The following is a 23,037-nucleotide window of genomic DNA, read 5'->3' on the forward strand; positions in this document are numbered from 1 at the left end:
GCAACACCATGCCCCACACCACCCCTTCTCCTTTCCGCGTGCCGGAGATCGCCGACCTGCACGACGCCGCGCTGGCCGCCGCGCTGCAGGCCGCCATCGACGGCAAGACCAAGCCCCTGGGTTCGCTCGGGCGCATCGAATGGTTGGCGCAGCGCGTCGGCGCCGTGCTGGGCACGGCCACGCCCGAGCTGCGCGAGCCGCAGATGCTGGTGTGCGCGGCCGACCACGGCCTGGCCGCGCGTGGTGTGTCGGCCTACCCGAGCGAGGTCACGCACCAGATGGTGCGCAATTTCGTCGCCGGCGGCGCGGCGGTGAGCGTGCTGGCGCGCCAGCACGGCATCGCCCTCACCGTGGTGGACTGCGGCGTGCGAGAGGCCGTGCCCGAGCAGCCCGGCCTGCTGTCGCGCCGCCTGGGCCCGGGCACGCAGGACGCACTGGAAGGCCCGGCCATGAGCGCCGAGCAGTGCGAGCAGGCCCTGGCCCACGGCGCCGACGTGGTGCGCGGCCTGCCCGGCAACGCGCTGCTGCTCGGCGAAATGGGCATCGGCAACACCTCGGCCGCTTCGCTGCTGCTGGCGCGCCTGGGCGGCTTCGAGGTGAGCGACGTCACCGGTGCCGGCACCGGCCTGGACGCCGATGCCGTGCTGCGCAAGATCGGCGTGCTGCGCGCCGTGCTGCAGCGCCACGCGCAGGCGCGCGAACCCCTGGCCGCGCTGGCGGCCTTCGGCGGCTTCGAGATCGCCACGCTCGCGGGCGCGGCGCTGCAGGCCGCCGCCGAGCGGCGCGTCATCCTGGTCGACGGCTTCATCGCCAGCAGCGCGGTGCTGGTGGCCAGCAAGCTGCGCCCGCACCTGCTGCAGCGCTGCGTGTTCGCGCACCGCTCGGGCGAGCGCGGGCACGCGCTCATGCTGGCCCACCTGCGGGCCGACCCCTTGCTCGACCTCGGCCTTCGCCTGGGCGAAGGCTCGGGCGCGGCCCTGGCGTGGCCGCTGCTGCAAAGCGCCTGCGCGCTGCTCAACCAGATGGCCAGCTTCGCCAGCGCGGGCGTGTCGCAGTCGGCCATCGACGCGGCGCCCACCGCGCGGGCCGAGCCCGAGCTCACGGCGGCCGACGCCTCGCGCAAGCCCGCTCGATGAGCCGCTTCCTCAGGCACTACCTGCTGGCCCTGCAGTTCTTCACGCGCGTGCCCGTCACCGGCCGCCTGGCCGCCTGGGTGGGCTACAGCCCGGCCATGCTGCGCGCCAGCGCGGCGCATTTTCCTGGGGTGGGCTGGCTGGTGGGCCTGTGGGTGGCGGCGGTGTTCGCCGCCTTGCTGTGGGCCTTGCCCGCGCTGCCCGCCGCGCCCTGGGTGGCGGCGCTGGGCGCCACCGTGGCTGGCGTGCTCATGACCGGCGCCTTCCACGAGGACGGGCTGGCGGACCTGGCCGACGGCCTGGGCGGCAGCGCGGACCGCGCGCGGGCGCTGGACATCATGAAGGACTCGCGCATCGGCAGCTTCGGCGCCGTCGCGCTGGTGCTGGCGCTGTTGGGCAAGGTGGCCTTGCTCGCGCTGCTGGCGCAGGGGGAACCGGCGCGCGCGGTGGCGGCGCTGTTCCTGGCGCAGGTGGTGTCGCGCGCGGCGCCGCTGGCGGTCATCTACACGCAGCCGCACGTGGGCGACGTGGCGGGCTCCAAGAGCAAGCCGCTGGCCGATGGCCTGACGCTGGCCGCGCTCCTGGCCGGCCTGTCGTGGATGGCGCTGGCGCTGCTGGTGGTGGTGGCGCGCTTTCCCGGCATGGGCTGGTGGGCCGGCGTGCTGGGCGCGGCGCTGGGCACCGCCTGGATGGCGCGCCTGCTGTGGCGCCGCCTGCGGGGCTTCACCGGCGACGGCCTGGGCGCCACGCAGCAGGTGGCCGAGCTGCTGTTCTACCTGGGCCTGGCCGTCGCCTGGTCTGTCGAAGGACCCACCGCATGAAGCTCTGGTTGATCCGCCATGCCGCCGTGGCCTTGCCGCCGGGCCTGTGCTACGGCATCACCGACGCGCCCGCGCGCGCCGACGCCACGCGGCAGGCCGCCGAGGCCGTGGCCGCCCGGCTGCCGCGGCATGTGCCGCTGTGGGTGTCGGGCCTGGTCCGCGCGCAGCAGCTGGCGGCCGCGCTGCAGCACCTGCGGCCCGACCTGGGCGCCGCGCGCGTGGAGCCGCGCCTGAACGAGATGGACTTCGGCCGCTGGGAGATGCGGGCCTGGGAGGCCATCCCGCGCGCGGCCTTCGACGACTGGATGGCCGACTTCTCGCACCACCGCTTCGGCGGCGAGGAAAGCACGCAGCAGGTGATCGACCGCGTGGCCGAGGTCGTGCTGGCCTTGCATGCGGCCGGTATCCGCGAGGCGGCCTGGGTCACGCACGCGGGGGTGGTCCGTGCGGCGCTGTACCTGCGCGAGCACGGTCCGCGCACCATCGCGGGCGCGCACGAATGGCCCGAGCGGGTGATCGAGCCGGGGGGCTGCGTGGAGCTGGTGTTCTGAGGAGCGTTGGGGGCGGCGCGTTTCGCAGGGCGCTGCTGTGTGTCTCTGCTTTTGGCCGCTGCTTCGCGTCTCTGCTTTTCGCCGCTGCTTCGCGTCTCTGCTTTGAGCCGCTGCTTCGCGAGGGCCGCCGGTGTGGGTGCCCGTTCTCCGGCCCACGCTCGCGGGCGTCGGCCCGGGTAGGCCCACGTTGTTTCACGAACACCGGGCTGGCGCTCAGCCTCTGTGGCAGCCGCGAATGGGGCCTGCGCCCGGGCACCCACACCGCCGTCCCCAGTGGCGTGCAGGCAAGCCAAAAGAAGAAGGAAGCCCGCGGGCAGGAAGACGGAAAACCGGGAAGTAGGGAAACCGGGCTTTCCTTGCGGTGTGCTGGGGTGCGGGTGGGACGGATGGTGGGGTCCGCGGGCGCAGGCCCCATTCGCGGTTGCCACAGAGGCTGAGCGCCGACCCGGTGTTCACGAAACAACGCTGGCTTACCCGGGCCGACGCCCGCGAGCGTGGGCCGGAGAACGCGGACCACGCCAGCCGTCCGCGCGAGGTCGTGGAGCGAAGAGCGAAGAGCAAAGAGCGAAGAGCGAACGGGCCCCACGCTGCGCTAAGCTGCCCCTTCACCCGACCCGGGTAGGCCATTCAAAACAAACGGAGCGTACGCATGGGCTGGTTTTCCAAGGCACCCACCGGTTTCTTCCTCAGCACCACCACACCGCCCGGCGTGGAACGCGACCAGATGCTGGGCGTGGTGCATGGCGAGGCCATCATCGGCGCCAACATCTTCCGCGACATGTTCTCCTCCATCCGCGACGTCGTCGGCGGGCGCGCCGGTGGCTACGAGCGCGCGCTGTCCGGCGCGCGCGACGCAGCGGTGGAAGACCTCGTCGAATCGGCCCGCGAACTCGGCGCCAACGGCGTCATCGGCATCGACTTCGACTACGAGGTACTGGGCGAGGCCAACGGCATGATGATGGTCGCCGTGAGCGGGACGGCGGTGAAGCTCTGAGCCCCCTGGCTCAGGCCTCGATCTGCATCGCCGGGCGGGCCTGCACCCGCGCCAGCCAGTCCCGCACGTTCGGGTGCTGGTCCACCGGCGCGCCGATGTAGGCGCTGTAGCCGATCACCGAGCCCACCGACAGGTCCACCAGCGAGTAGGCCTCGCCCAGCATCCAGGGCCGCTTGGCCAGGTGCGCGTCGAGCAGGGCCAGCAGCTGGTCCATGCCTTCGCGGCCCGCGCGGCCGTGCGCATCGTCGGGTGTGCCCATGTCGCGCGCGGCCTGCAGGCGCACCAGCTGCGCGCCGTAGGTGACGTAGGCCCAGGTGCACCAGGAGAAGGCCTGCAGCTGCGCGGGCGTGCCGGGCGCCGGCCACAGGCCGCGCTCGACGCCATAGCGCTCGCCCAGCCACAGCTCCATGGCCAGGGCCTCGAACATGGGCGCGCCGTCCACCGTCAGGGTGGGCACCTTGCCATTGGGGTTGAGCGCCAGGAACGCGGGGCGGCGCTGCTCGCCGGTGGTGATGTCGACCTTCACACGCTCGTGCGGCAGGCCCAGTTCGGCGAGGGCGCAGGCGATGGGGGTGGCGCTGGACATGGGGTGCCAGTAGAGGACGAGGGACATGGCGGGCTCCTGAATGAATTGAGGGGTGAAACCGGTCCGGCACCGCGCCGATCCGTGCCACGCACTGTCGCAGCCATTGCGGACAGATTCCGCCCTTGATAAGGGATAGAGTGCGGCCCATGCTCAGTTCCTCCTCACGGCTGCTGCGGGTGCTGTCGCTGCTGCAGGCGCGCCGCCACTGGGCGGGCGCCGAGCTGGCCGAGCGCCTGGGCGTGCACCCGCGCACGCTGCGCCGCGACATCGATCGCCTGCGCGAGCTGGGCTACCCCATCCACGCCAGCAGCGGCGTGGCCGGCGGCTACGCCTTTCGGGCCGGGCAGGCCCTGCCACCGCTGCTGCTCGACGACGAGGAGGCGCAGGCCGTGGCCATCGCCCTGCAGACCGCCGCCGCCGGCACCGTGAGCGGGGTGGAGGAGGGCTCGCTGCGCGCCCTGGTGAAACTGGAACAGGTGATGCCCGCGCGCCTGCGCCGGCGCATCGATGCCTTGCGCTCGGCCATCCTGCCGCTGGAGAGCCTGCGGCCGACGGTGGATGCGGGCGTGCTGGCCAGCCTGGCCCTGGCCTGCCGCGACCAGTTGCGCCTGGCCTTCGCCTACCGCGACAGCCGAGGACAGGGCACGGCTCGTTCGGTGGAGCCGCAGGGCCTGGTGCACACCGGCAGCCGCTGGTACCTGGTGGCCTGGGACATGGCGCGCGTCGACTGGCGCACATTCCGACTGGACCGCATCGACGGCGCGCCCACCCTGGGCGGGCATTTCGCGCCGCGCGCCGGCCCCGAGGGCGGGGACCTGCGCGCCTATGTGTCGCGCTCGATCGGCGTCTCGGCCTACAACGAGCAGGCGCGCGTGGTGCTGCACCAGCCGCTGGAGGCGATGGCCCGGCGGATCCCGCCCACGGTGGCGCGACTCGAAGCCTGGGACGGCGGGCGCTGCGTGATGCACAGCGGCGCCCACCACCTGGAGTCGCTGGCCTACTGGCTGCTGGCGCTGGATGTGGAGTTCGAGGTGCTGGAGCCGCCCACGCTCACCGCCTTGCTGCAAAAGGCGAATGCGCGCGTGGCGCGGGCGCTGGCGCGCTCGGGCGGTGGCGAAGGCGGGCCGGCCGCTGGCGCCTGACGGCGGCGTGCCCCGGCGCGGGGCGGCGGGCTCGGTGTCTCAGCCCCCGCGCAGCGCTCTCAGCAGTTTCTGCCCGGCGCGGCCATTGGCCTCCCAGCCCAGGCGCGTTTGCTCGGCGCGCACGGCGCTGCGGGTCTTCTCGCCGAGCAGACCGTCAACTTCGCCGATGTCGTGGCCGCGCGCCAGCAACAGGGTCTGCAGCTCGCGGCGTTCGGCGCGCGTGAGGCCCAGGTCGTCGGTGGGCCAGGGCGTCGCGAAGGGGCCGCCGCCGCGCAGGCGGTCGGCCAGGTGGGCGATGGCCAGGCCGTAGCTTTCGGCCGCGTTGTAGCTGTAGATGGCGTCGAAGTTGCGCGTGACGAGGAAGGCCGGACCCTGCGCACCGGCCGGCGCCAGCAGGCCCAGGCTCATGTCTGCCGGCACCGGCGTGCCGTCGACGCGCTGGACGCCGCGCGCGGTCCATTCGCTGCCGGGGCGTTTGGTGCGCCGGCCTTCGCCGAGCACGGAAAAGCCCTCGGGCAGCTTCACCTCGAAACCCCAGGGCAGTTCCTGGCGCCAGCCGGCACGCTGCAGGAAGTTGGCGGTGGAGGCCAGCGCGTCGGGCACGCTGTCGATGAGGTCGGCGCGGCCGTCGCCGTCGAAGTCCACCGCCAGGCGCTCGTAGGTGCTGGGCATGAACTGCGTGTGGCCGAAGGCGCCGGCCCAGGAGCCCTGCAGCCGCTCGGCGGGGAAGTGCCCGGCCTGCAGCAGGCGCAGCGCGGAATAGAACTCGGTGCGGAAGTAGGCCTGGCGCCGGCCATAGCACGACAGCGTGGCCAGCGACTGCACGATGGGCGTCTTGCCGAAGCCCTGGCCGTAGTTGCTCTCCACGCCCCACACCGCGACCACCGTGGCCGGGTCCACGCCAAAGCGCTGCTGCACGCGCTGCAGCAGCTCGGCGTTCTGCTGCAGGCGCTGCGCGCCTTCCTCCACGCGCTGGGGGTCGACCAGCACCGTGAGGTAGTCCCAGATCGGGGTCTTGAACTCGGGCTGCGCGTCCAGGTTGCCGATGACCGACATCAGCGGCTGCAGGCTGTCGGTGTGGGCGCGGAAGGTCGTTTCGTTCACGCCGTTGGCGCGGGCCGTGGGGCGCAGGCCGTCCAGGCACTGGTGGAAGCTGGCGTCCTGGGCGAGGGCGGGAGCGGCGAGCGTGGCCGCGAGGCAGAGGGAGCTGAGTCGTTGCATGGCCATGGGGTCGCCGGGGGGCGGAAAAGTTCAGGCCGGACCGCCGCGGGGCGGGCCGGTTCAGGCGAGCCAGGTGCTGCCGTGCTCCGGCACCAGCGCGGGCCAGCCCAGTTCGTTTTCGATGCGCAGGCGCAGCGCGTCGGCGGCGTCCATGTCGCCGTGGGTCACGAAGGTGCGCCGCGGCGCCTTGGGCAGGCCGCGCAGCCAGGCCATGAGCTGCTCGGCGTCGGCGTGCGCCGAGCCGGCGGTGAGTTGCACCACCTCGGCGCGAACGGGCCACTGCTGGCCGAAGATGCGCAGGCTGGCCTGGCCGGCGGCCAGTTGCGCGCCGCGCGTGCCCGGCGCCTGGTAGCCGGCCAGCACGACCATGGCCCGGTGGTCGCCGAGGTGGTGGGTGAGGTGGTGCAGCACGCGCCCGCCCGTGGCCATGCCACTGGCCGACAGGATGACCTTGGGCCCATGCCGCTGCGCGATGGCCTTGGACTCGTCCACGCTGGTGACCATCTGCGCGGTGCGCTCCATTTCGCGGCACTGGGCGGCGTCGAGGCGGTGTTGCCCCAGGTGGCGTTCGTACAGCTCGGTGGTCGCCACGGCCATGGGGCTGTCCAGGTACACGGGCAGGGCGCGCGGCAGCTCGCCCCGCGCCTTGAGCCGCGCGATGGCCAGCAGCACGGCCTGCGCGCGGCCCACCGCGAACACCGGCACCACCACCGTGCCGCCGCGCGCGGCGGCGCGAGACAGGGCGGCGCCCAGTTCGGCGAGCAGGTCTTCCTTGGGGTGCAGGCGGTTGCCGTAGGTGGACTCGCACAGCACCACGTCGGCCGCGGGCGGTGGCTCGGGCGGCAGCATGAGCGCGTCGTCCGGGCGGCCCAGGTCGCCCGAGAACAGCAGGCGCCGGCCCCCCACTTCCAGCAGCACGCTGGCCGCGCCGAGGATGTGGCCGGCGCCGCTGAAGCTCGCGCTCCAGCCGGGCAGGGGCTCGAAGCGCTCGTGCAGGCGCGCCGTGTGCAGGCGCTTGAGGCAACGGCGCGCGTCTTCCACGGTGTAGAGGGGCAGGGCGGGCTGGTGCTTGCCGAAGCCCTTGCGGTTGGCGTACTCGGCCTCTTCCTCCTGCAGGTGGCCGCTGTCGGGCAGCATCACGTGCAGCAGGTCGCGCGTGGCAGGGGTGCACCAGGCGCGGCCGGTGAAGCCCTCGCGCGCCAGCAAGGGGAAGTAGCCGCTGTGGTCGATGTGCGCGTGCGTGAACAGCACCGCGCCGATCTGGTCGGGCGCCACGGGCAGTGGCTCGCGGTTGCGCAGGCGCAGCTGCTTGTAGCCCTGGAACAGGCCGCAGTCCACCAGCAGCCGCTGGCCACCGTGTTCGATGAGGTACTTGGAGCCGGTGACGGTACCGGTGCCGCCGAGGAAACGGATGCTGACGCCCATGCGGGCCATCTTAGCCGTGCGCGGGTGCGGCCCGATCAGGCCAGGGCGCTGTCCAGCCAGATCATGAAGACGAAGCCCGCCAGCAGCGTGGCGCTGGCCGCGCCTTCGAAGCCATCGCGGTGCGTCTGCGGAATGATCTCGTGGCTCACCACGAAGACCATGGCGCCGGCGGCCAGGGCCAGGCCCAGCGGGTAGAACACCGGGGCGCTGCCCAGCACCAGCACGCCCAGCAGGGCGCCCAGGGGCTCGGCCAGGCCGGTGAGGGCGGCCACGCCCCAGGCCCGGCCGGCGCCCAGGCCCAGGGTGCGCAGGGCCATGGCCACGATCAGGCCCTCGGGCATGTTCTGCAGCCCGATGGCCAGGGCGACAGCGGCGCCGTCGTGCACCGCGTCCTCGCCCGACGGGCCGGCGTAGGCCGCGCCCACGGCCAGACCTTCGGGCAGGTTGTGGATCATCAGCGCCAGCACCATCAGCCAGGCGCGCTGCGCGGACGGCCCGCGCGGCGGCCATGCGCTGGCGTGGGTGGGCGCGGCCGGCGGCAACACGGCGTGTTCGTGCGGCAGGGCGCGGTCGATGGCCAACATCAGCCCCATGCCCAGCGCCAGTCCGGCGCCCGAGAGCAGGGCGCTGGCGCCGCCGTCGCCCACCAGGTCGCGGCTGGCCTCCAGCGAGGGGAGCAGCAGCGCGAACACGGCGGCCGCCAGCATCACCCCGGCCGCGAACGCCATGAAGGCCGACTCCTGCCGCTTGCTCACGCGCTGCACCAGGAACACCGGCAAGGCGCCCACGGCGGTGGCGATGGCCGCCAGCAGCGAGGCCTGCACGCCCGCGACGAGGGCGCTGCCCCCTTCCACGGCCAGCCACCAGGCGCGGGTGGGTGCCCAGAAGGTGGAACCGGCGGCGATGCCCGCCATGGCCAGCACGCCCGCGGCCAGCGCCAGCAAGGCCTTGCGCAGGGCGTGGGCGGGGACGGGCCACTCCAGCCGCTGAAGCTGGGCCCAGGCGGGTGGGATCTGGCGAAGGAGGGTGGACATGGTTTGGCTGCTATCGATGTTGCTCCGTAGTTTGGGGAAAGCTATTAAAAAAGGCCAATCGATACCGCTGATGGTGGCGATAGGCACACCGGTGGCGGCGGACGCGCCCGGCACCGAGGGACCGCGAAGGCCCAAAAAAAAAGCGACGCCGTGGCGTCGCTTTTTTGGGGGGAGGGGCAGGCTCAGCTGAAGAAGTCCTTCGCCTTCTCGAACCAGCCCTTGTCGTTCGGGCTGTGCTTGTGGCCGCCTTTTTTGAACGACTCGTCCAGCTCCTTGAGCAGCTTGCGCTGGTGCTCGGTGAGCTTCACCGGCGTTTCCACCGCGACGTGGCAGTACAGGTCGCCCGGGTAGCTGGAGCGCACGCCCTTGATGCCCTTGCCGCGCAGGCGGAAGGTCTTGCCGCTCTGCGTGCCCTCGGGCAGGTCGATGGTGGCCTTGCCCTGCAGCGTGGGCACGTCGATCTCGCCGCCCAGGGCGGCGGTGGTCATGCTCACCGGCACCTGGCAGTGCAGGTCGTCGCCGTCGCGCTCGAAGATGTCGTGCTTGCGCAGGCGGATCTCGATGTAGAGGTCGCCCGCCGGGCCGCCGTTCTGGCCGGGCTCGCCGTTGCCGGTGGAGCGGATGCGCTGGCCGTCGTCGATGCCGGCCGGGATCTTGATCTCCAGCGTCTTCTGGCGCTTGATCTTGCCCTGGCCGTGGCAGGTGGTGCAGGGCTCGGGGATGACCTTGCCGCGGCCCTGGCAGGTGGGGCAGGTCTGCTGCACGCTGAAGAAGCCCTGGCGCATCTGGACCACGCCCTGACCGTGGCAGGTGCCGCAGGTCTTGGCGCTGGTGCCGGGCTTGGCGCCGCTGCCGTGGCAGGTGTCGCAGTCGTCCCAGCTGGGGATGCGGATCTGCGTTTCCTTGCCGCTGGCGGCTTCCTCCAGCGTGATCTCCATGGCGTAGGACAGGTCCGCGCCGCGGTACACCTGCCGCCCGCCGCCCGCGCCGCGGCGCGCGCCGCCGAAGATGTCGCCAAAGATGTCGCCGAAGGCGTCGCCGAAGCCGCCGAAGCCTTCGGCGCCGCCCGGGCCGCCGCGCATGTTCGGGTCCACGCCGGCGTGGCCGTACTGGTCGTAGGCGGCCTTCTTCTGCGCGTCGGAGAGCATCTCGTAGGCCTCCTTGGCCTCCTTGAATTTCTCTTCGGCACCCTTGGCCGCATCGCCCTGGTTGCGGTCGGGGTGGTACTTCATCGCGAGCTTGCGGTACGCCTTCTTGATCTCCTCGTCGGAGGCGTTCTTCGGCACGCCGAGCACTTCGTAAAAGTCGCGTTTGGCCATGGTTTCTCAGGCTGGTGTTTGAACACGAACGCCGCGTCAGGTTGCCCGGACGCGGCGGTGTGGCGGACGTCGCGGCGCGATCAGCCCTTCTTGACTTCCTTCACCTCGGCGTCGACGACGTCGTCGTCGGCCGCCTTGGACGCTTGCTGCGGCTGGGCGTCGGCGGCCCCCGCCTCGGCACCGGCCTGATCGGCCTGCTGCGCGGCGTAGACCTTCTCGCCCAGCTTCTGGCTGGCGGTCATGAGCTCGGTGGTCTTGGCCTCGATCGCGTCCTTGTCCTCGCCCTTGGCGGCTTCTTCCAGGGACTTGATCGCGTCCTCGATGGCCGATTTCTCGCCCGCCTCCAGCTTGTCGCCGTGCTCGCCCAGGCTCTTCTTCACGCTGTGCACCATGGCCTCGGCCTGGTTGCGCGCCTGCACGAGCTCGACCTTCTTCTTGTCCTCGGCCGCGTTGAGTTCGGCGTCCTTCACCATCTGCTGGATCTCGGCCTCGGACAGACCCGAGTTCGCCTTGATGGTGATCTTGTTTTCCTTGCCGGTGCCCTTGTCCTTGGCGCCCACGTGCAGGATGCCGTTGGCGTCGATGTCGAAGGTCACCTCGATCTGCGGCAGGCCGCGCGGCGCGGCGGGAATGCCTTCCAGGTTGAACTCGCCCAGCAGCTTGTTGCCCGCGGCGATCTCGCGCTCGCCCTGGAACACCTTGATGGTCACGGCCGGCTGGTTGTCGTCGGCGGTGGAGAACACCTGCGAGAACTTGGTCGGGATGGTGGTGTTCTTGGCGATCATCTTGGTCATGACGCCGCCCATGGTCTCGATGCCGAGCGACAGCGGGGTCACGTCCAGCAGCAGCACGTCCTTGCGGTCGCCCGAGAGCACCTGGCCCTGGATGGCGGCGCCGACGGCCACGGCCTCGTCGGGGTTGACGTCCTTGCGCGGCTCCTTGCCGAAGAACTCCTTGACCTTCTCCTGCACCTTGGGCATGCGGGTCATGCCGCCGACCAGGATCACGTCGTGGATGTCGCCCACGCTCACGCCGGCGTCCTTGATGGCGGTGCGGCAGGGCGCGATGGTGCGCTCGATCAGCTCTTCCACCAGGGCCTCGAGCTTGGCGCGCGTGAGCTTGATGTTCAGGTGCTTGGGACCCGAGGCATCGGCCGTGATGTAGGGCAGGTTGATGTCGGTGGCGGCCGAGGACGACAGCTCGATCTTGGCCTTCTCGGCCGCTTCCTTCAGGCGCTGCAGGGCCAGCACGTCCTTGCTCAGGTCGACGCCCTGGTCCTTTTTGAACTCGGAAATGATGTAGTCGATGATGCGCTGGTCGAAGTCTTCGCCGCCCAGGAAGGTGTCGCCGTTGGTGGACAGCACCTCGAACTGCTTCTCGCCGTCGACATCGGCGATCTCGATGATGGACACGTCGAAGGTGCCGCCGCCGAGGTCGTACACGGCGATCTTGCGGTCGCCCTTGTCCTGCTTGTCCAGGCCGAAGGCCAGGGCCGCGGCGGTGGGCTCGTTGATGATGCGCTTGACGTCGAGGCCGGCGATGCGGCCGGCGTCCTTGGTGGCCTGGCGCTGCGCGTCGTTGAAGTACGCGGGCACGGTGATGACGGCCTCGGTCACGGGCTCGCCCAGGTAGTCCTCGGCGGTTTTCTTCATCTTGCGCAGGATGTCGGCCGAGACCTGCTGGGCCGAGATTTTCTTGCCGCGCACCTCCACCCAGGCGTCGCCGTTGTCGGCGGCCACGATGGAGTAGGGCATGAGGTCGATGTCCTTCTGGACTTCCTTCTCACTGAACTTGCGGCCGATCAATCGCTTGATCGCGTACAGCGTGTTCTTGGGGTTGGTGACGGCCTGGCGCTTGGCCGAGGCGCCGACCAGCACCTCGCCGTCTTCCTGGTAGGCCACGATCGACGGCGTGGTGCGCGCACCCTCGCTGTTCTCGATCACCTTGGTGTTGTTGCCTTCCATGACGGACACGCACGAGTTCGTGGTGCCGAGGTCGATGCCGATGATGCGTCCCATGTGAGTGACTCCGAGGATGTGGTTAAAACTGTTGAAGAAGTGTGGATAAGCCTGGGGAATTCAAGGGGAGGGCGTGTGCGCAAGTCCCTTGGCGGCCCTTACTTGGGGGCGGACACCGTGACCAGGGCCGGGCGCAACACGCGCTCGGCGATGAGGTAGCCCTTCTGGAGCACGGTCACCACGGTGTTGGGTTCCTGCTCGGCCGGCACCATGCTGATGGCCTGGTGCTGGTGGGGGTCGAATTTGGTGCCGGCGGGCGGTGCGATCTGCACGACCTTGTGGCGCTCCAGCGCGCTCAGCAGCTGCTTGAGCGTGGCCTCGGTGCCCTCGCGCAGCTGTTCGCGCGTGGCCTCCTGCACGGCCAGGCCGGCCTCCAGGCTGTCGGCCACGGCCAGCAGGCTCTCGGCGAAGCTTTCCACCGCGAACTTGCGGGCCTTGGACATTTCCTCCTCGGCGCGGCGGCGGGCGTTTTCGGCCTCGGCCTTGGCCCGCAGGAACTGGTCGGCCAGGTCGGTGTTCTGGGCTTTCAGGGTGGCCAGTTCGGCCTGCAGGGAGGCCTGGGCCTCGGCCTCGCCGGCCGCCCGGGCGGCTTCGGCCTCTTCGGGGCTCACGGGCGCCGGGGGCGCGGTGTTGTCCTGGGGCGGCGGGGCGTTGGGGGGCGTCTGGCTCATCGTGGCGAGTCTGTGGATAAGGTGAAACGGAGGCGGAGGCGGAAGTCGGCTTGCCCGACAAGTCGGGCAGCTGGGGCCGCCGCGGCGGATTTCAAGGGCCGGCCGGGACCGGATGGCCCCAGGCGGCAGAATCGGCGGTTTTCACCACCACCGAAGCCCAGCATGAAACTGATTCGCCACGGCCTGCCCGGCGCCGAACAACCCGGTCTGATCGACGCCAGCGGCACGCCGCGTGACCTCTCGGGGGTGCTGGCCGACATCGCGCCGGCCACGCTGGGCCCGGATTCTATGGCGCGCCTGGCCGCGCTCGACCCCCTGACGCTGCCGCCCGTGCCCAGCGGCACCCGCCTGGGCCCCTGCGTGGGCGAGGTGGGCAACGTCATCGGCATCGGCCTGAACTACGCCGACCACGCCGCCGAGGCCGGCCTGAAGGTGCCGGGCCAACCCATCGTGTTCAACAAGCACGTCAGCGCCATCAACGGACCGAACGACGAGGTCTGGCTGCCGCCGGGCTCGCAAAAGCTCGACTGGGAGGTGGAGCTGGGCGTGGTGATCGGCCAGCGCGCCTTCCACGTGGGCGAGGACCAGGCCCTGTCGCACGTGGCCGGCTACTGCCTGCTCAACGACGTGTCCGAGCGCGCCCACCAGATCGAATATGAAGGCCAGTGGGTCAAAGGCAAGAGCTACCCCACGCACTGCCCCCTGGGCCCCTGGCTGGTGACGCCCGACGAGCTGGGCGATCCGCAAGACGTCGCGCTGTGGCTGGAGGTGAACGGCCAGCGCCGCCAGAACGGCAGCACGCGCACCATGGTGTTCGGCGTCGCCACGCTGGTGAGCTACCTCAGCCGCTTCATGGCCCTGCAGCCGGGCGACGTGATTGCCACCGGCACGCCGCCTGGCGTGGGCATGGGCCACCAGCCGCCGCTGTACCTGAAAGCGGGCGACGTGATGACCCTGGGCGGGCGCGGCCTGGGCGAGCAGCGCCAGCTGGTGGTGGACAGCCCGGCGGGCTGAGGCCGCGGGGAGCGGCGTCAGGCGGTTGCGGCCTGGGCGGCCCGCAGCCAGCCCAGCCCGGCCGAGGTGCCCCCGGGCACCGCGCCGCGGCTGGGGCGGTACTCGCAGCCGATCCAGCCGTCCCACTGGCCGGTGGCCATGAGCTCGTCGATCACGCCGAACAGGTAGGGGTGGTTCAGCTCGCCCAGGTCGGGCTCGTGGCGCTGCGGCACGCCGGCGATCTGCAGGTGACCGACGCGCCCCGTGGGCAGGTACCGCCGCAGCTTGGTGGCGACGTCGCCCTCGACGATCTGGCAGTGGTACAGGTCCATCTGCACCTTCAGGTTGGGCGCGCCGACCGCGTCGAGGACCTGGTGCGCGTGGTCCTGCCGGTTGAGGAAGAAGCCGGGAATGTCGCGCGGGTTGATCGGCTCGATGAGGATGTCGCGCCCGGCGCGGGCGGCCTGTTCGGCGGCCCAACGCAGGTTGTCCAGGTAGGTGGCCTGCATGTCCTCGCGCCGCAGGCCCGGGGCCACCAGGCCGGCCATGGCGTGCAGGCGGGGGCAGTCCAGGGCGTCGGCGTAGCGCAGGGCCAGCTGAACCGCCTCGCGGAACTCTGCCTCGCGGCCGGGCAGGGCGGTCAGGCCGCGCTCGCCGTCGTCCCATTGGCCGGGCGGCAGGTTGAACAGCACCTGGCGCAGGCCGTTGGCCTGGAGGCGGGCGGCGAGCTCGTGCGCCGGGTAGGCGTAGGGAAAGAGGAATTCGACGGCCTCGAAGCCGTCGCGCGCGGCGGCCTCGAAACGGTCCAGGAAGTCGAGCTCGGGATAGAGCATCGACAGGTTGGCGGCAAAACGGGGCATGGCAGGGGTCCGGTGGTCAGTGCGCGGCCGCGGGGCGGTGCGCGCCGTCTGGGGGCGGGGTGGTCAGCGAGAAGGCCCGGGTGAAGAAGTCTTCGCCGCCGAAATTGCCCGATTTGAGCGCCAGCCAGAGCGGCGCGCCAGCGGCGGCGGCGGCCGTGGCGTGGCACCAGGGCACGCCGGGGTCGATCTGCGGGCCGATCTGCAGCCGGGCGATGCCCAGCGCCTGCACACAGGCGCCCGAGGTCTCGCCGCCGGCCACGATGAGCCGGCGCACGCCGGCCCGCACCAGGCCGCTGGCGATGGCGGCGATGCAGCGCTCCACCAGTTCGCCCGCCTGCGCGCCGCCCAATTGCGTCTGCGCGGCGCTGACCGCCTGCGGCGGCGCGGTGGAGTACAGCAGCACGGGCCCGCTGCCCAGGTGCGGCGCCGCCCAGGCCAGGGCCTCGCCGACCACGTCCTCGCCGGCGGCAATGCGCAGCGGGTCGAGCTGGAACGCCGGTCGGCCGCTGGCGATGAAGTGCGCCACCTGCTGGTTGGTGGCCTGCGAGCAACTGCCCGAGACGATGGCCTGCGCGCCCGCCACCGGTGGCAGCGCGCTGGCCCGCGCCGAGGGCACCAGGCCGGCGTTGGCCGGCAGCGCGATGGCCACGCCGGAGCCGGCCGTGAGCAGCGGCAGGTCGGCCAGGGCCGGGCCCAGGCGCAGCAGGTCGTCATTGGACAGCGCGTCGACCACGGCGATGCCCACGCCCTGCTGCCGCAGCGCCTGGATGCGTTCGCGCACGGCCGCGGCGCCCGCGGCCACCACGCGGTAGTCGATCAGCCCCACGCGGCGGCGGCACTGGGCCTGCAGCACGCGCACCAGGTTGGCGTCGGTCATGGGCGTGAGCGGGTGGTCCTTCATACCGCTTTCGTTGAGCGGCACGTCGCCCACGAACAGGTGGCCCTTGAAGACGGTGCGGCCGTTGTCCGGGAAGGCCGGCGTGGCGATGGTGAAGTCGATGCCCATGGCGTCCATGAGCGCCTCGGTCACCGGGCCGATGTTGCCGGCGGGCGTGCTGTCGAAGGTCGAGCAGTACTTGAAGTAGATCTGGCGCGCGCCCTGCTCGCGCAGCCAGCGCCAGGCGGCCAGCGATTGCTCGACGGCCTCGGCCGCCGGGACGGTGCGCGACTTGAGCGCGACCACCACCGCGTCGATGCCCGCCTCGACGGGCTCGCGCGGCACGCCGATGGTCTGCACCACCCGCATGCCGGCGCGCACCAGGTTGTTCGCCAGGTCGGTGGCGCCCGTGAAGTCGTCGGCGATGGCGCCCAGCAGGAGGCTCATGGCAGGGGCCTCGGCAGCTCGATGCCGGGGAAGATCTTGATCACGGCGCTGTCGTCTTCTTTGGCGAAGCCCGCGGTGGAGGCCTGCATGAACATCTGGTGCGCGGTGGACGACAGCGGCAGCGGAAACTTGCTGGCGCGGGCCATGTCCAGCACCAGGCCCAGGTCCTTGACGAAGATGTCGACCGCCGACAGCGGGGTGTAGTCGCCCGCGAGCACGTGGGCCATGCGGTTCTCGAACATCCAGCTGTTGCCCGCGCTGTGGGTGATGACTTCGTACAGCGCGGCCGGGTCCACGCCTTCGCGCAGGCCCAGTGCCATGGCCTCGGCCGCCGCGGCGATGTGCACCCCGGCCAGCAGCTGGTTGATGACCTTGACCTTGCTGCCCGCGCCGGCCCGATCGCCCAGGCGGTAGACCTTGCCGGCCATGGCCTCGAGCACGGCCTCGGCCTTGGCGTAGGCCTCGGGCCGGGCGGCGGTCATCATGGTCATCTCGCCGCTGGCGGCCTTGGCCGCGCCGCCGGAGATCGGCGCGTCGATGTAGAGGATGCCAAGGCGCGCCAGCCGCTCCTCGAAACCGATGGACACGCCCGGGTCCACCGTGGAGCACATGACGAAGACGCTGCCGGGCGCCATGGCCGCGGCCAGGCCGCCTTCGCCGAACAGCACGCTCTCGGTCTGCGCGGCGTTGACCACCACGCTGACCACCACCTCGCTGCCCGCGCCCAGCTCGGCCAGGCTGGCGCAGGCCTGGCCGCCATCGCGAGCGAAGGCCTGCGCCACGTCGGTGCGCAGATCGAACACCCGCGGCGCGAAGCCCGCCCGGCGCAGCGATGTCGCCATGCCCAGGCCCATGGCGCCCAGGCCCACCACTCCCACTCGGCTCATATTGGTTTCTTCCACAACTCTCAACTCAGGAAATCGACGACGGCGTCGCTGTTCGTCAGCATCATCAGGTGGCCGCCGGGCGCCTCGGCGACCGGCCAGCCGGCCTCGCGCGCGATGGCGGCGTAGCGCAGGTAGGGCTGCGGCGAGCGGTCGCTGGCCAGCAGGTAGCGGCCCGGGAAGCCGCGCACCTCGGCCTGCGGCGCGGTGACGGGTTCGGCGAAGCTGCGCAGCGGCTGCGGCGTGAGCTGGCGGGCCACGGCCTGCGCCATCTCGTCCGAGGGCAGCTGGAACTGCGCCACGTCGGGCGGGGGCATCCACCAGCCTTCGCCGCGCGAGGCGGCTTGCGCCACGTAGCGCGCAGCGGCCTCGGGCGTGGTGAGCTCCAGCATGCGCTGGCCAGGCGAGGGGATCACCGCTTCCAGCCAGGCGATCTCCACCAGGCGCTCGCGCAGGCGGTGCAGCAGGGCCGGGCCGAGCAGGCCGGCGTAGGAGTGCAACACCAGGGTTACGCCGCGCAGGTCGAGCGCCTCGATCAGCGAGGCGACGTCGTCCACATGGGTGTCGGCGCTGGTCTCCCGGCTCAGCCCGGCGCGGCGGTGCGCCAGGCCGCTCAGCGTGGGCGCGTAGCAGCGCCGGCCCTGGCGTTCGAGCTTGTCGGCCACCTCGCGCCAGCACCAGCCGCCATGCCAGGCGCCGTGCACCAGCACCAGCGGTCCGTGGTTCTTCGGTTCCATGGGCGGGGCGATTCGTGTTCAGCCGTGGCTGGCCTGGGCGGCCATGCCGTTGGCGTCGAAGCCGGCACCCACGGCCTTGGCTTTTTCGGCCAGCGCGGCGTCCCATTTCACGCGGCCCGGCGTCTTGCCGCCCAGGATGGACACCAGCATGCCGCCGCTGGCCGGGTCCTCGCCGTCCAGGCTGCGGAAGGCGCGGTGCACGAAGGGTGGCACGCTGATCGTGTCGCGCGGCCCCAGGGTGACGGTGTGGGTCTGGCCGGTGGCGCCGTCGATCCAGTCGAACTCCCAGCGCCCGGCCTGCACCACGAAGACCTCTTCGCTGTCGTGCCAGTGCAGGGCCGCGCCGCAGCCTTTGGGCGCGACGATGTAGTCGACGTGGAAGTTCTCGGCCGCGGCGATGCTGGGCTTGAAGTTCGGGTCGTCGGTGACGCCGGAGCCGATCACGCTGTAGAGCGTGCGCTCATGGCCCTTGACGTAGGTATCAACGAAGGCGCGCGGGCTGGCGGGGATGGCGCCCCAGCGCGCCACGCGCCGGGCCATGTCGTCGGGCGAGCAGGGCTGCGACGGCGCGACGTAGTCGTTCCAGGAGTCGATCAGTGCTTGTTTGTCCATGGTGGGTCCTCGAAGGTGGCGGGCTCAGCCCTTGACCGCGCCCGCGGTCAGGCCGGTGATGATCTGTTTGGCGGCGACGAAGGTGAAGATCAGCGGCGGCAGCGCGATCAGCACGCCGGCGGCCATGATCTTTCCCCACTCCACGCCGGTGTCGGTGATGTAGTTGGAGATGGAGGCGGGAAGGGTGCGCGTGATGCGGTTCGTCAGGATGAAGCCCAGGATGAACTCGTTCCAGGCCAGCCGGAAGGTGAAGATGGCGGCCGCGGCCAGGCCGGGCTTGAGCAGCGGCAGCACGATCTTGTAGAACACCCGGAAGGGGCCGCAGCCGTCGATGGCGGCGGCTTCCTCCAGCTCGATCGGCAGCTGGTCGATGAAGCCGTAGAGCAGCCAGATGGTGAAGGGCAGGTTCAGCGCCACGTACACCAGCACCACGCCCGACAGCGTGTCGCCGATGCCCCAGGCCGACCAGATGACGAACACCGGCACGGCCAACACCGCGGGTGGCAGCGTGCGCAGGATCAGGGTCGAGTAGCTCAGCGGCTCGCGGCCGAGGAAGCGAAAGCGCGCCATGGCGTAGGCGCACATGGTGCCCAGCATCAGGGTGATGAGCGTGGCCGCCAGCGAGACCTTCAGGCTGTTGAGCATGTAGCGCTCGATGTGGTTTTCCTCCACCACCGCGCGGTAGTTGTCCAGCGTGGGCGCGAACAGCCAGGACCACTGGGTGTCGAAGATCTGCGCCTCGGTCTTGAGCGAAGTCATGGTCATGATGACCAGCGGCAGCAGGCAGGCCGTGGCCAGCAGCGCGAGCATCAGGTAGTGCAGCGGCGAGCCGCGCGGCACCGAGGTGGGATGGCTCATCGGCGGGCCTTGGCTTTGAGGGGGTTGGAGATCAGCAGGATCGCGAGCGACAGCGCCGAGACGATGACCAGCAGCAGGATGGACAGTGCCGAGGAGTAGCCCAGCTTCTGGCTGATGAAGGCCGCCTTGAAGATGTGCAGCGAGAACAGTTCGGTGCTCAGGCCCGGGCCGCCGAAGGTCATGACGTAGATCACCTCCAGGCCGCGGAAGCCGTCGATCATGCGCGCCAGCAGCGTCACGATCAGGATGGGCTTGAGAATGGGCAGCTTGACCCGCACGATCTGCTGCCAGGCGCTGGCGCCGTCGATGCGGGCGGCTTCGATGACGCTTTCGTCCAGGCCCTGCAGGCCGGCCAGCACCATGATGAGCACGAAGGGCGTCCACTGCCAGATGTCGGTGATCACCATGGCGCTGAAGGCCAGGACCGGGTCGGCCAGCCAGGCCTGGGGCGACAGCCCCAGCCAGGCGCTCAGGTGGTTGATCGGGCCGAAGTTGGCGTCGAACAGGTAGCGCCAGATCAGGCCCACGCAGATCGGCGCGACCATCATGGGCAGCACGAAGACCGTGCGGAAGAAGCGCATGCCGCGCACGGGCTTTTCCAGGAACAGCGCGAGCGCGATTCCCAGCACCAGTTCGGCCGACACGGCGATCAGCACGAAGGCGACGGTGATGCCCATGGAGGTCCACACCTGCGTGGACGCCAGCATCTCGGCGAAGGCCTGGAAACCGACGAAGCGCGCGCTGTCGAAGTCGGTGCCCAGGGGCCAGTCGTAGAAGCCGAGCCGCACGGCGCTCAGGATGGGGTACACCAGCCCGACCAGCATGACCAGCACGGCCGGCAGGATATAGACGTACGGCGTCAGGCGCGCCAGGCGGGCGGAAGGCATCGGGGCGCGGTCCTCAGGCCTTGAGCCAGCCGCCCTGGCGGACGACGTCCTCGGCGGCCTTCACCACCGCGTCCAGCGCCTGCTTGGCCGGCTTGCCGCCGGTGATCACGTCGGGCAGCGCCTGGCCGAGGATCTGCTGGCTGATGTGGTCCCACTCGGGGATCAGCGGGCGCCAGTCGGGGTTGGCGATCTTGAGCGACTCGCGCAGCGCCGGCAACTCGATGGGGTACTTCCTGGCGACGTCGGCGTTGTCCAGCGTGCTCCAGCGGTTGATGTTGCCGCCCGCCAGCGCGATCTTCAGGTCGGCTTGCTTGCTGGTCATCCACTGCATGAAGAGGAAGGCGGCGTCCTTGTTGCGCGCGTTCTTCGGGATGGCCATGGCGAAGCCGCCGCTCTGCGCCGAATGCTTGCTGCCCTTGGGGTGCACCGCGTAGGCGATCTTGCCCGCGACGCGGCTCTTGGCCGGGTCCTGCGCCGGGCCGAAGATGGACACGGAGTCGAGGTACATCGCGGCCTGGCCCTGCAGGAAAGCGTTCTGCATCTCGCCAAAGCCGTAGCTGGGAATGCCGGCGGGGCCGGTGTCCACGATTTCCTTCAGGATCTCGGCGGCGCGCACGCCCTGGGCGTTGTTGAAGGCCGCGCGCCACTGGCTGTCGAACACCTCGCCACCATTGGGGGTGAGGTGCAGCAGCCAGGCGGCCGTGACCTGGTGGCCGGTCTGCCCGCGCGAGGTCAGGCCGCCGATGCCTTCCTTGTCCTTCATCAGCCGGCACGCGGCCAGCAGCTCGTCGTAGGTCTTGGGCGCGGCGAGCTTGTGCTTGGCGAACAGGTCGGTGCGGTAGGCCAGCACACCGGTCTCGGCGCCGAAGGGAATGCCGTAGGGCCGCGCGCCGGGGCCGGGCAGGTACATCTTGGGGCCACCCACCAGGGCGTTCGTCTCCCAGTAGCGGTCGATGATGTCCTTCTGGTCCCAGGCGGGATCGGCCAGGGCGCTGTTGGCGAAGTAGCCGTCCAGGGGCTGCAGCAGGTCCTTCTTGACGTACTCGGTCTTCCACATCACCACGTAGACCACCACGTCGTAGTCGCCGTTGCCGCGCTTGCCCATCTCCAGCACCTGCTTGTCCTTCATGCGCAGGTACTGCATCTTGTCGCGCTCGACCTTGATACCGGTCTCGGCCGTGAACTCGGCGAACAGCTTCTCGGCCTGGTCGTAGTGCGGATGGGCCGGGTAGTTGACGACGATGGTCTGGCCCTTGTACTTGGCGTAGCGGTCCTGGGCCAGGGTGTGCACCCAGGGGCCCAGGGCGGCGCCCGCGGCGGCGCCTTGAAGCAGTTGGCGGCGTTTCATGCTGTGTCTCCTGTTGTGGGTGGGGCGGATCGGATCAGAGGCCGAGCGAGCGGCCGTGCTCGCCCGGTTCGAAGGCATGGAGGCTGTCGAGCGGCGCGTGCACCGCGACGGTCTGGTTGATGAGGCCGGTGTGGTTGCCCGGCGCGCTGAGGGTGAGTTCGCCGGCCTCGCCCGGCAGCGAGCCGCTGAGCACGCTCTCCGTACCCAGGTACTCGCAGACCTTGACCTGCAGCCGCAGGCCCAGGCCGTGTTCGCTGGCGCCCAGGCGCAGGGCCTGCGGGCGAACGCCCAGCACCACCGGGCGGCCGGTGAAGCGCCGCGCGTGCGGCGCCATGGCGGCGGGCACCTCGCAGGCGAAGTCGCGGCCCACGAAGCGCAGGGGCCCGCCGCCGTCGTGGACCTCGGCGTCCAGGAAGTTCATGGTCGGGCTGCCGATGAAGCCGGCAACGAAGCGGTTGAGCGGACGGTTGAAGACCTCGTCCGGGCTGCCCATCTGCTGGATGCGGCCCTGGTCCATCACCACGATGCGGTCGGCCAGCGTCATCGCCTCGACCTGGTCGTGCGTGACGTACACCGTGGTCTTGCCAAGCCGGCGGTGCAGCAGCGCGATCTCGATGCGCATGTGGCCGCGCAGCTTGGCGTCCAGGTTGGACAGCGGCTCGTCGAACAGGAAGACCTTGGGCTCGCGCACGATGGCGCGGCCCATGGCCACGCGCTGGCGCTGCCCGCCCGAGAGCTCGCGCGGCTTGCGCTCCAGCAGGTGCTGGATGTTGAGCACCTGGGCCGCGGCCTGCACGCGCTCGGCGATCACCGCCTTGGGCGTGCGCGCCAGCTCGAGCGCGAAGCTCATGTTCTGCGCCACGTTCATGTGCGGGTACAGGGCGTAGTTCTGGAACACCATGGCGATGTCGCGGTCGGCGGGCGTGGCCGCCGTCACGTCGCGGCCGTCGATCACGATGTGGCCCGAACTGGGCGATTCCAGGCCGGCGATCATGCGCAGCGTGGTCGACTTGCCGCAGCCCGAGGCGCCCACCAGCACGATGAACTCGCCAGCCTCGGCGCTCAGGTCCATCGCCTGGACCACCTGGACATCGCCGAAGCGCTTGGCGACTTTCTGGAGTTGCAAATAGGACATCAGTACGCCAGGGCTTTGGTGGAAGGGCCGGCCTCATGCAGCTCGGCGGCATCGAAGGTCAGTTCGATCGTCAGACCGACGGGGTCGATCAGGAAGATCTGGTGCAGCGGGGCGCCGGGCACGGGCGCCTCGCGCCAGTCCAAGCCCTGCGCCTGCAGGTGCTCGCGCGTGGCCTTCAGGCCGGTGGCGCGCAGCGAGACGTGGTTGAACTTGCCCGTGGGCAGGGCGGCGGGCGCGGCGGGCTCGCCGACCGGCTCGTTGCCCGCCAGGTGCACCAGGGCCTGGCCCTGCGCGTACAGCCAGTGGCCGGGGAAGTCGAAGGCCGGGCGATCGCCCTCGCGCAGGCCCAGCACGCGCGTGTAGAAGTCCAGCAGCTCGGGCAGGCGGGCCGCGGCCACGCGCAGGGTGAAGTGGTCTATGTGTTCGAGCCGCATGTCGCTTGATTGATCCGGTGACATGGTCATCATATGACTTGGTTTCAGCC

23 protein-coding genes are annotated in these 23,037 nt (G+C 70.9%); 6 read left to right on the plus strand and 17 right to left on the minus strand.

Annotated elements, in window-relative coordinates:
* Positions 1–8: 8 nt before the first annotated feature.
* The 4 genes from cobT (at position 9) to DY262_RS05445 (ending at position 3,499) form a co-directional block, all read left to right on the plus strand.
* Positions 9–1,136: a nicotinate-nucleotide--dimethylbenzimidazole phosphoribosyltransferase gene (gene cobT / locus DY262_RS05430; RefSeq protein ID WP_116958020.1), complete on the plus strand. Its 1,128-nt coding sequence runs from the start codon at positions 9–11 to the stop codon at positions 1,134–1,136.
* The gene (locus tag DY262_RS05435; protein ID WP_116957926.1) at positions 1,133–1,954 is read left to right on the plus strand and encodes an adenosylcobinamide-GDP ribazoletransferase; all 822 of its coding nucleotides are present in this window, start codon (positions 1,133–1,135) and stop codon (positions 1,952–1,954) included. Before cobT ends, DY262_RS05435 begins: the two co-directional genes overlap by 4 nt.
* A complete protein-coding gene (locus DY262_RS05440; protein ID WP_116957927.1) occupies positions 1,951–2,505 on the plus strand; it encodes a histidine phosphatase family protein in 555 nt (184 codons plus the stop codon). Before DY262_RS05435 ends, DY262_RS05440 begins: the two co-directional genes overlap by 4 nt.
* 649 nt (positions 2,506–3,154) lie before the next feature.
* The gene (locus DY262_RS05445; protein ID WP_116957928.1) at positions 3,155–3,499 is read left to right on the plus strand and encodes a YbjQ family protein; all 345 of its coding nucleotides are present in this window, start codon (positions 3,155–3,157) and stop codon (positions 3,497–3,499) included.
* 10 nt (positions 3,500–3,509) lie between these two features.
* On the opposite strand, the gene DY262_RS05450 is transcribed toward DY262_RS05445, so the two are convergent.
* Positions 3,510–4,112 carry a glutathione S-transferase family protein gene (locus tag DY262_RS05450; protein ID WP_116957929.1) on the minus strand — a complete coding sequence of 201 codons (603 nt, stop codon included), beginning with the start codon at positions 4,110–4,112 and terminating at the stop codon, positions 3,510–3,512.
* 119 nt (positions 4,113–4,231) lie between these two features.
* Between DY262_RS05450 and DY262_RS05455 the strand changes: the two genes are divergently transcribed.
* A complete protein-coding gene (locus DY262_RS05455; protein ID WP_116957930.1) occupies positions 4,232–5,227 on the plus strand; it encodes a helix-turn-helix transcriptional regulator in 996 nt (331 codons plus the stop codon).
* Between the two features lie 39 nt (positions 5,228–5,266).
* Here the strand turns inward: DY262_RS05455 and DY262_RS05460 are convergent, their stop codons facing one another.
* From DY262_RS05460 to grpE, 6 genes are all read right to left on the minus strand, one after another.
* On the minus strand, positions 5,267–6,448 hold the full coding sequence (locus DY262_RS05460; RefSeq protein WP_116958021.1) for a lytic murein transglycosylase: 1,182 nt from the start codon (positions 6,446–6,448) through the stop codon (positions 5,267–5,269).
* A 60-nt stretch (positions 6,449–6,508) separates the two neighbouring features.
* Entirely contained in the window at positions 6,509–7,873 is a 1,365-nt protein-coding gene (locus tag DY262_RS05465; protein WP_116958022.1) for an MBL fold metallo-hydrolase, read from the minus strand.
* Positions 7,874–7,908: 35 nt separating this feature from the next.
* Positions 7,909–8,907 carry a ZIP family metal transporter gene (locus DY262_RS05470; RefSeq protein WP_116957931.1) on the minus strand — a complete coding sequence of 333 codons (999 nt, stop codon included), beginning with the start codon at positions 8,905–8,907 and terminating at the stop codon, positions 7,909–7,911.
* Between the two features lie 182 nt (positions 8,908–9,089).
* Positions 9,090–10,226 carry a molecular chaperone DnaJ gene (dnaJ, locus tag DY262_RS05475; protein WP_116957932.1) on the minus strand — a complete coding sequence of 379 codons (1,137 nt, stop codon included), beginning with the start codon at positions 10,224–10,226 and terminating at the stop codon, positions 9,090–9,092.
* Between the two features lie 80 nt (positions 10,227–10,306).
* Positions 10,307–12,244, minus strand: coding sequence for a molecular chaperone DnaK (gene dnaK, locus DY262_RS05480; protein WP_116957933.1), 1,938 nt, complete (start codon positions 12,242–12,244; stop codon positions 10,307–10,309).
* Between the two features lie 98 nt (positions 12,245–12,342).
* On the minus strand, positions 12,343–12,915 hold the full coding sequence (gene grpE, locus DY262_RS05485) for a nucleotide exchange factor GrpE (protein ID WP_116957934.1): 573 nt from the start codon (positions 12,913–12,915) through the stop codon (positions 12,343–12,345).
* 162 nt (positions 12,916–13,077) lie between these two features.
* Between grpE and DY262_RS05490 the strand changes: the two genes are divergently transcribed.
* Positions 13,078–13,929, plus strand: a complete 852-nt coding sequence (locus DY262_RS05490) for a fumarylacetoacetate hydrolase family protein (protein WP_116957935.1) — start codon at positions 13,078–13,080, stop codon at positions 13,927–13,929.
* 17 nt (positions 13,930–13,946) lie between these two features.
* Here the strand turns inward: DY262_RS05490 and otnI are convergent, their stop codons facing one another.
* The 10 genes from otnI to DY262_RS05540 are packed head-to-tail and all read right to left on the minus strand — an operon-like array spanning position 13,947 to position 23,011.
* The gene (gene otnI / locus DY262_RS05495; protein ID WP_116957936.1) at positions 13,947–14,768 is read right to left on the minus strand and encodes a 2-oxo-tetronate isomerase; all 822 of its coding nucleotides are present in this window, start codon (positions 14,766–14,768) and stop codon (positions 13,947–13,949) included.
* Positions 14,769–14,784: 16 nt separating this feature from the next.
* Positions 14,785–16,092 (minus strand): 3-oxo-tetronate kinase, encoded by a 1,308-nt coding sequence (otnK, locus tag DY262_RS05500; RefSeq protein ID WP_116957937.1) that lies wholly within the window; start codon positions 16,090–16,092, stop codon positions 14,785–14,787.
* Positions 16,089–16,994: an L-threonate dehydrogenase gene (gene ltnD / locus DY262_RS05505; RefSeq protein ID WP_342768992.1), complete on the minus strand. Its 906-nt coding sequence runs from the start codon at positions 16,992–16,994 to the stop codon at positions 16,089–16,091. Before ltnD ends, otnK begins: the two co-directional genes overlap by 4 nt.
* A gap of 5 nt (positions 16,995–16,999) precedes the next feature.
* A complete protein-coding gene (locus DY262_RS05510; protein ID WP_116957938.1) occupies positions 17,000–17,713 on the minus strand; it encodes an alpha/beta fold hydrolase in 714 nt (237 codons plus the stop codon).
* Between the two features lie 18 nt (positions 17,714–17,731).
* On the minus strand, positions 17,732–18,325 hold the full coding sequence (locus DY262_RS05515) for a cupin domain-containing protein (RefSeq protein WP_116957939.1): 594 nt from the start codon (positions 18,323–18,325) through the stop codon (positions 17,732–17,734).
* 24 nt (positions 18,326–18,349) lie between these two features.
* Positions 18,350–19,183: a carbohydrate ABC transporter permease gene (locus tag DY262_RS05520; RefSeq protein WP_070397795.1), complete on the minus strand. Its 834-nt coding sequence runs from the start codon at positions 19,181–19,183 to the stop codon at positions 18,350–18,352.
* Positions 19,180–20,070 carry a carbohydrate ABC transporter permease gene (locus tag DY262_RS05525; RefSeq protein WP_116957940.1) on the minus strand — a complete coding sequence of 297 codons (891 nt, stop codon included), beginning with the start codon at positions 20,068–20,070 and terminating at the stop codon, positions 19,180–19,182. Before DY262_RS05525 ends, DY262_RS05520 begins: the two co-directional genes overlap by 4 nt.
* Positions 20,071–20,083: 13 nt before the next feature.
* Positions 20,084–21,418, minus strand: coding sequence for an extracellular solute-binding protein (locus DY262_RS05530; RefSeq protein WP_116957941.1), 1,335 nt, complete (start codon positions 21,416–21,418; stop codon positions 20,084–20,086).
* A 34-nt stretch (positions 21,419–21,452) separates the two neighbouring features.
* Positions 21,453–22,553, minus strand: a complete 1,101-nt coding sequence (locus DY262_RS05535; protein WP_116957942.1) for an ABC transporter ATP-binding protein — start codon at positions 22,551–22,553, stop codon at positions 21,453–21,455.
* Complete coding sequence (locus DY262_RS05540; RefSeq protein WP_181936422.1) at positions 22,553–23,011, minus strand: VOC family protein; 459 nt, start codon at positions 23,009–23,011, stop codon at positions 22,553–22,555. Before DY262_RS05540 ends, DY262_RS05535 begins: the two co-directional genes overlap by 1 nt.
* Positions 23,012–23,037: the final 26 nt, after the last annotated feature.

The organism is Hydrogenophaga borbori (assembly GCF_003417535.1).
Classification (GTDB): domain Bacteria; phylum Pseudomonadota; class Gammaproteobacteria; order Burkholderiales; family Burkholderiaceae_C; genus Hydrogenophaga; species Hydrogenophaga borbori.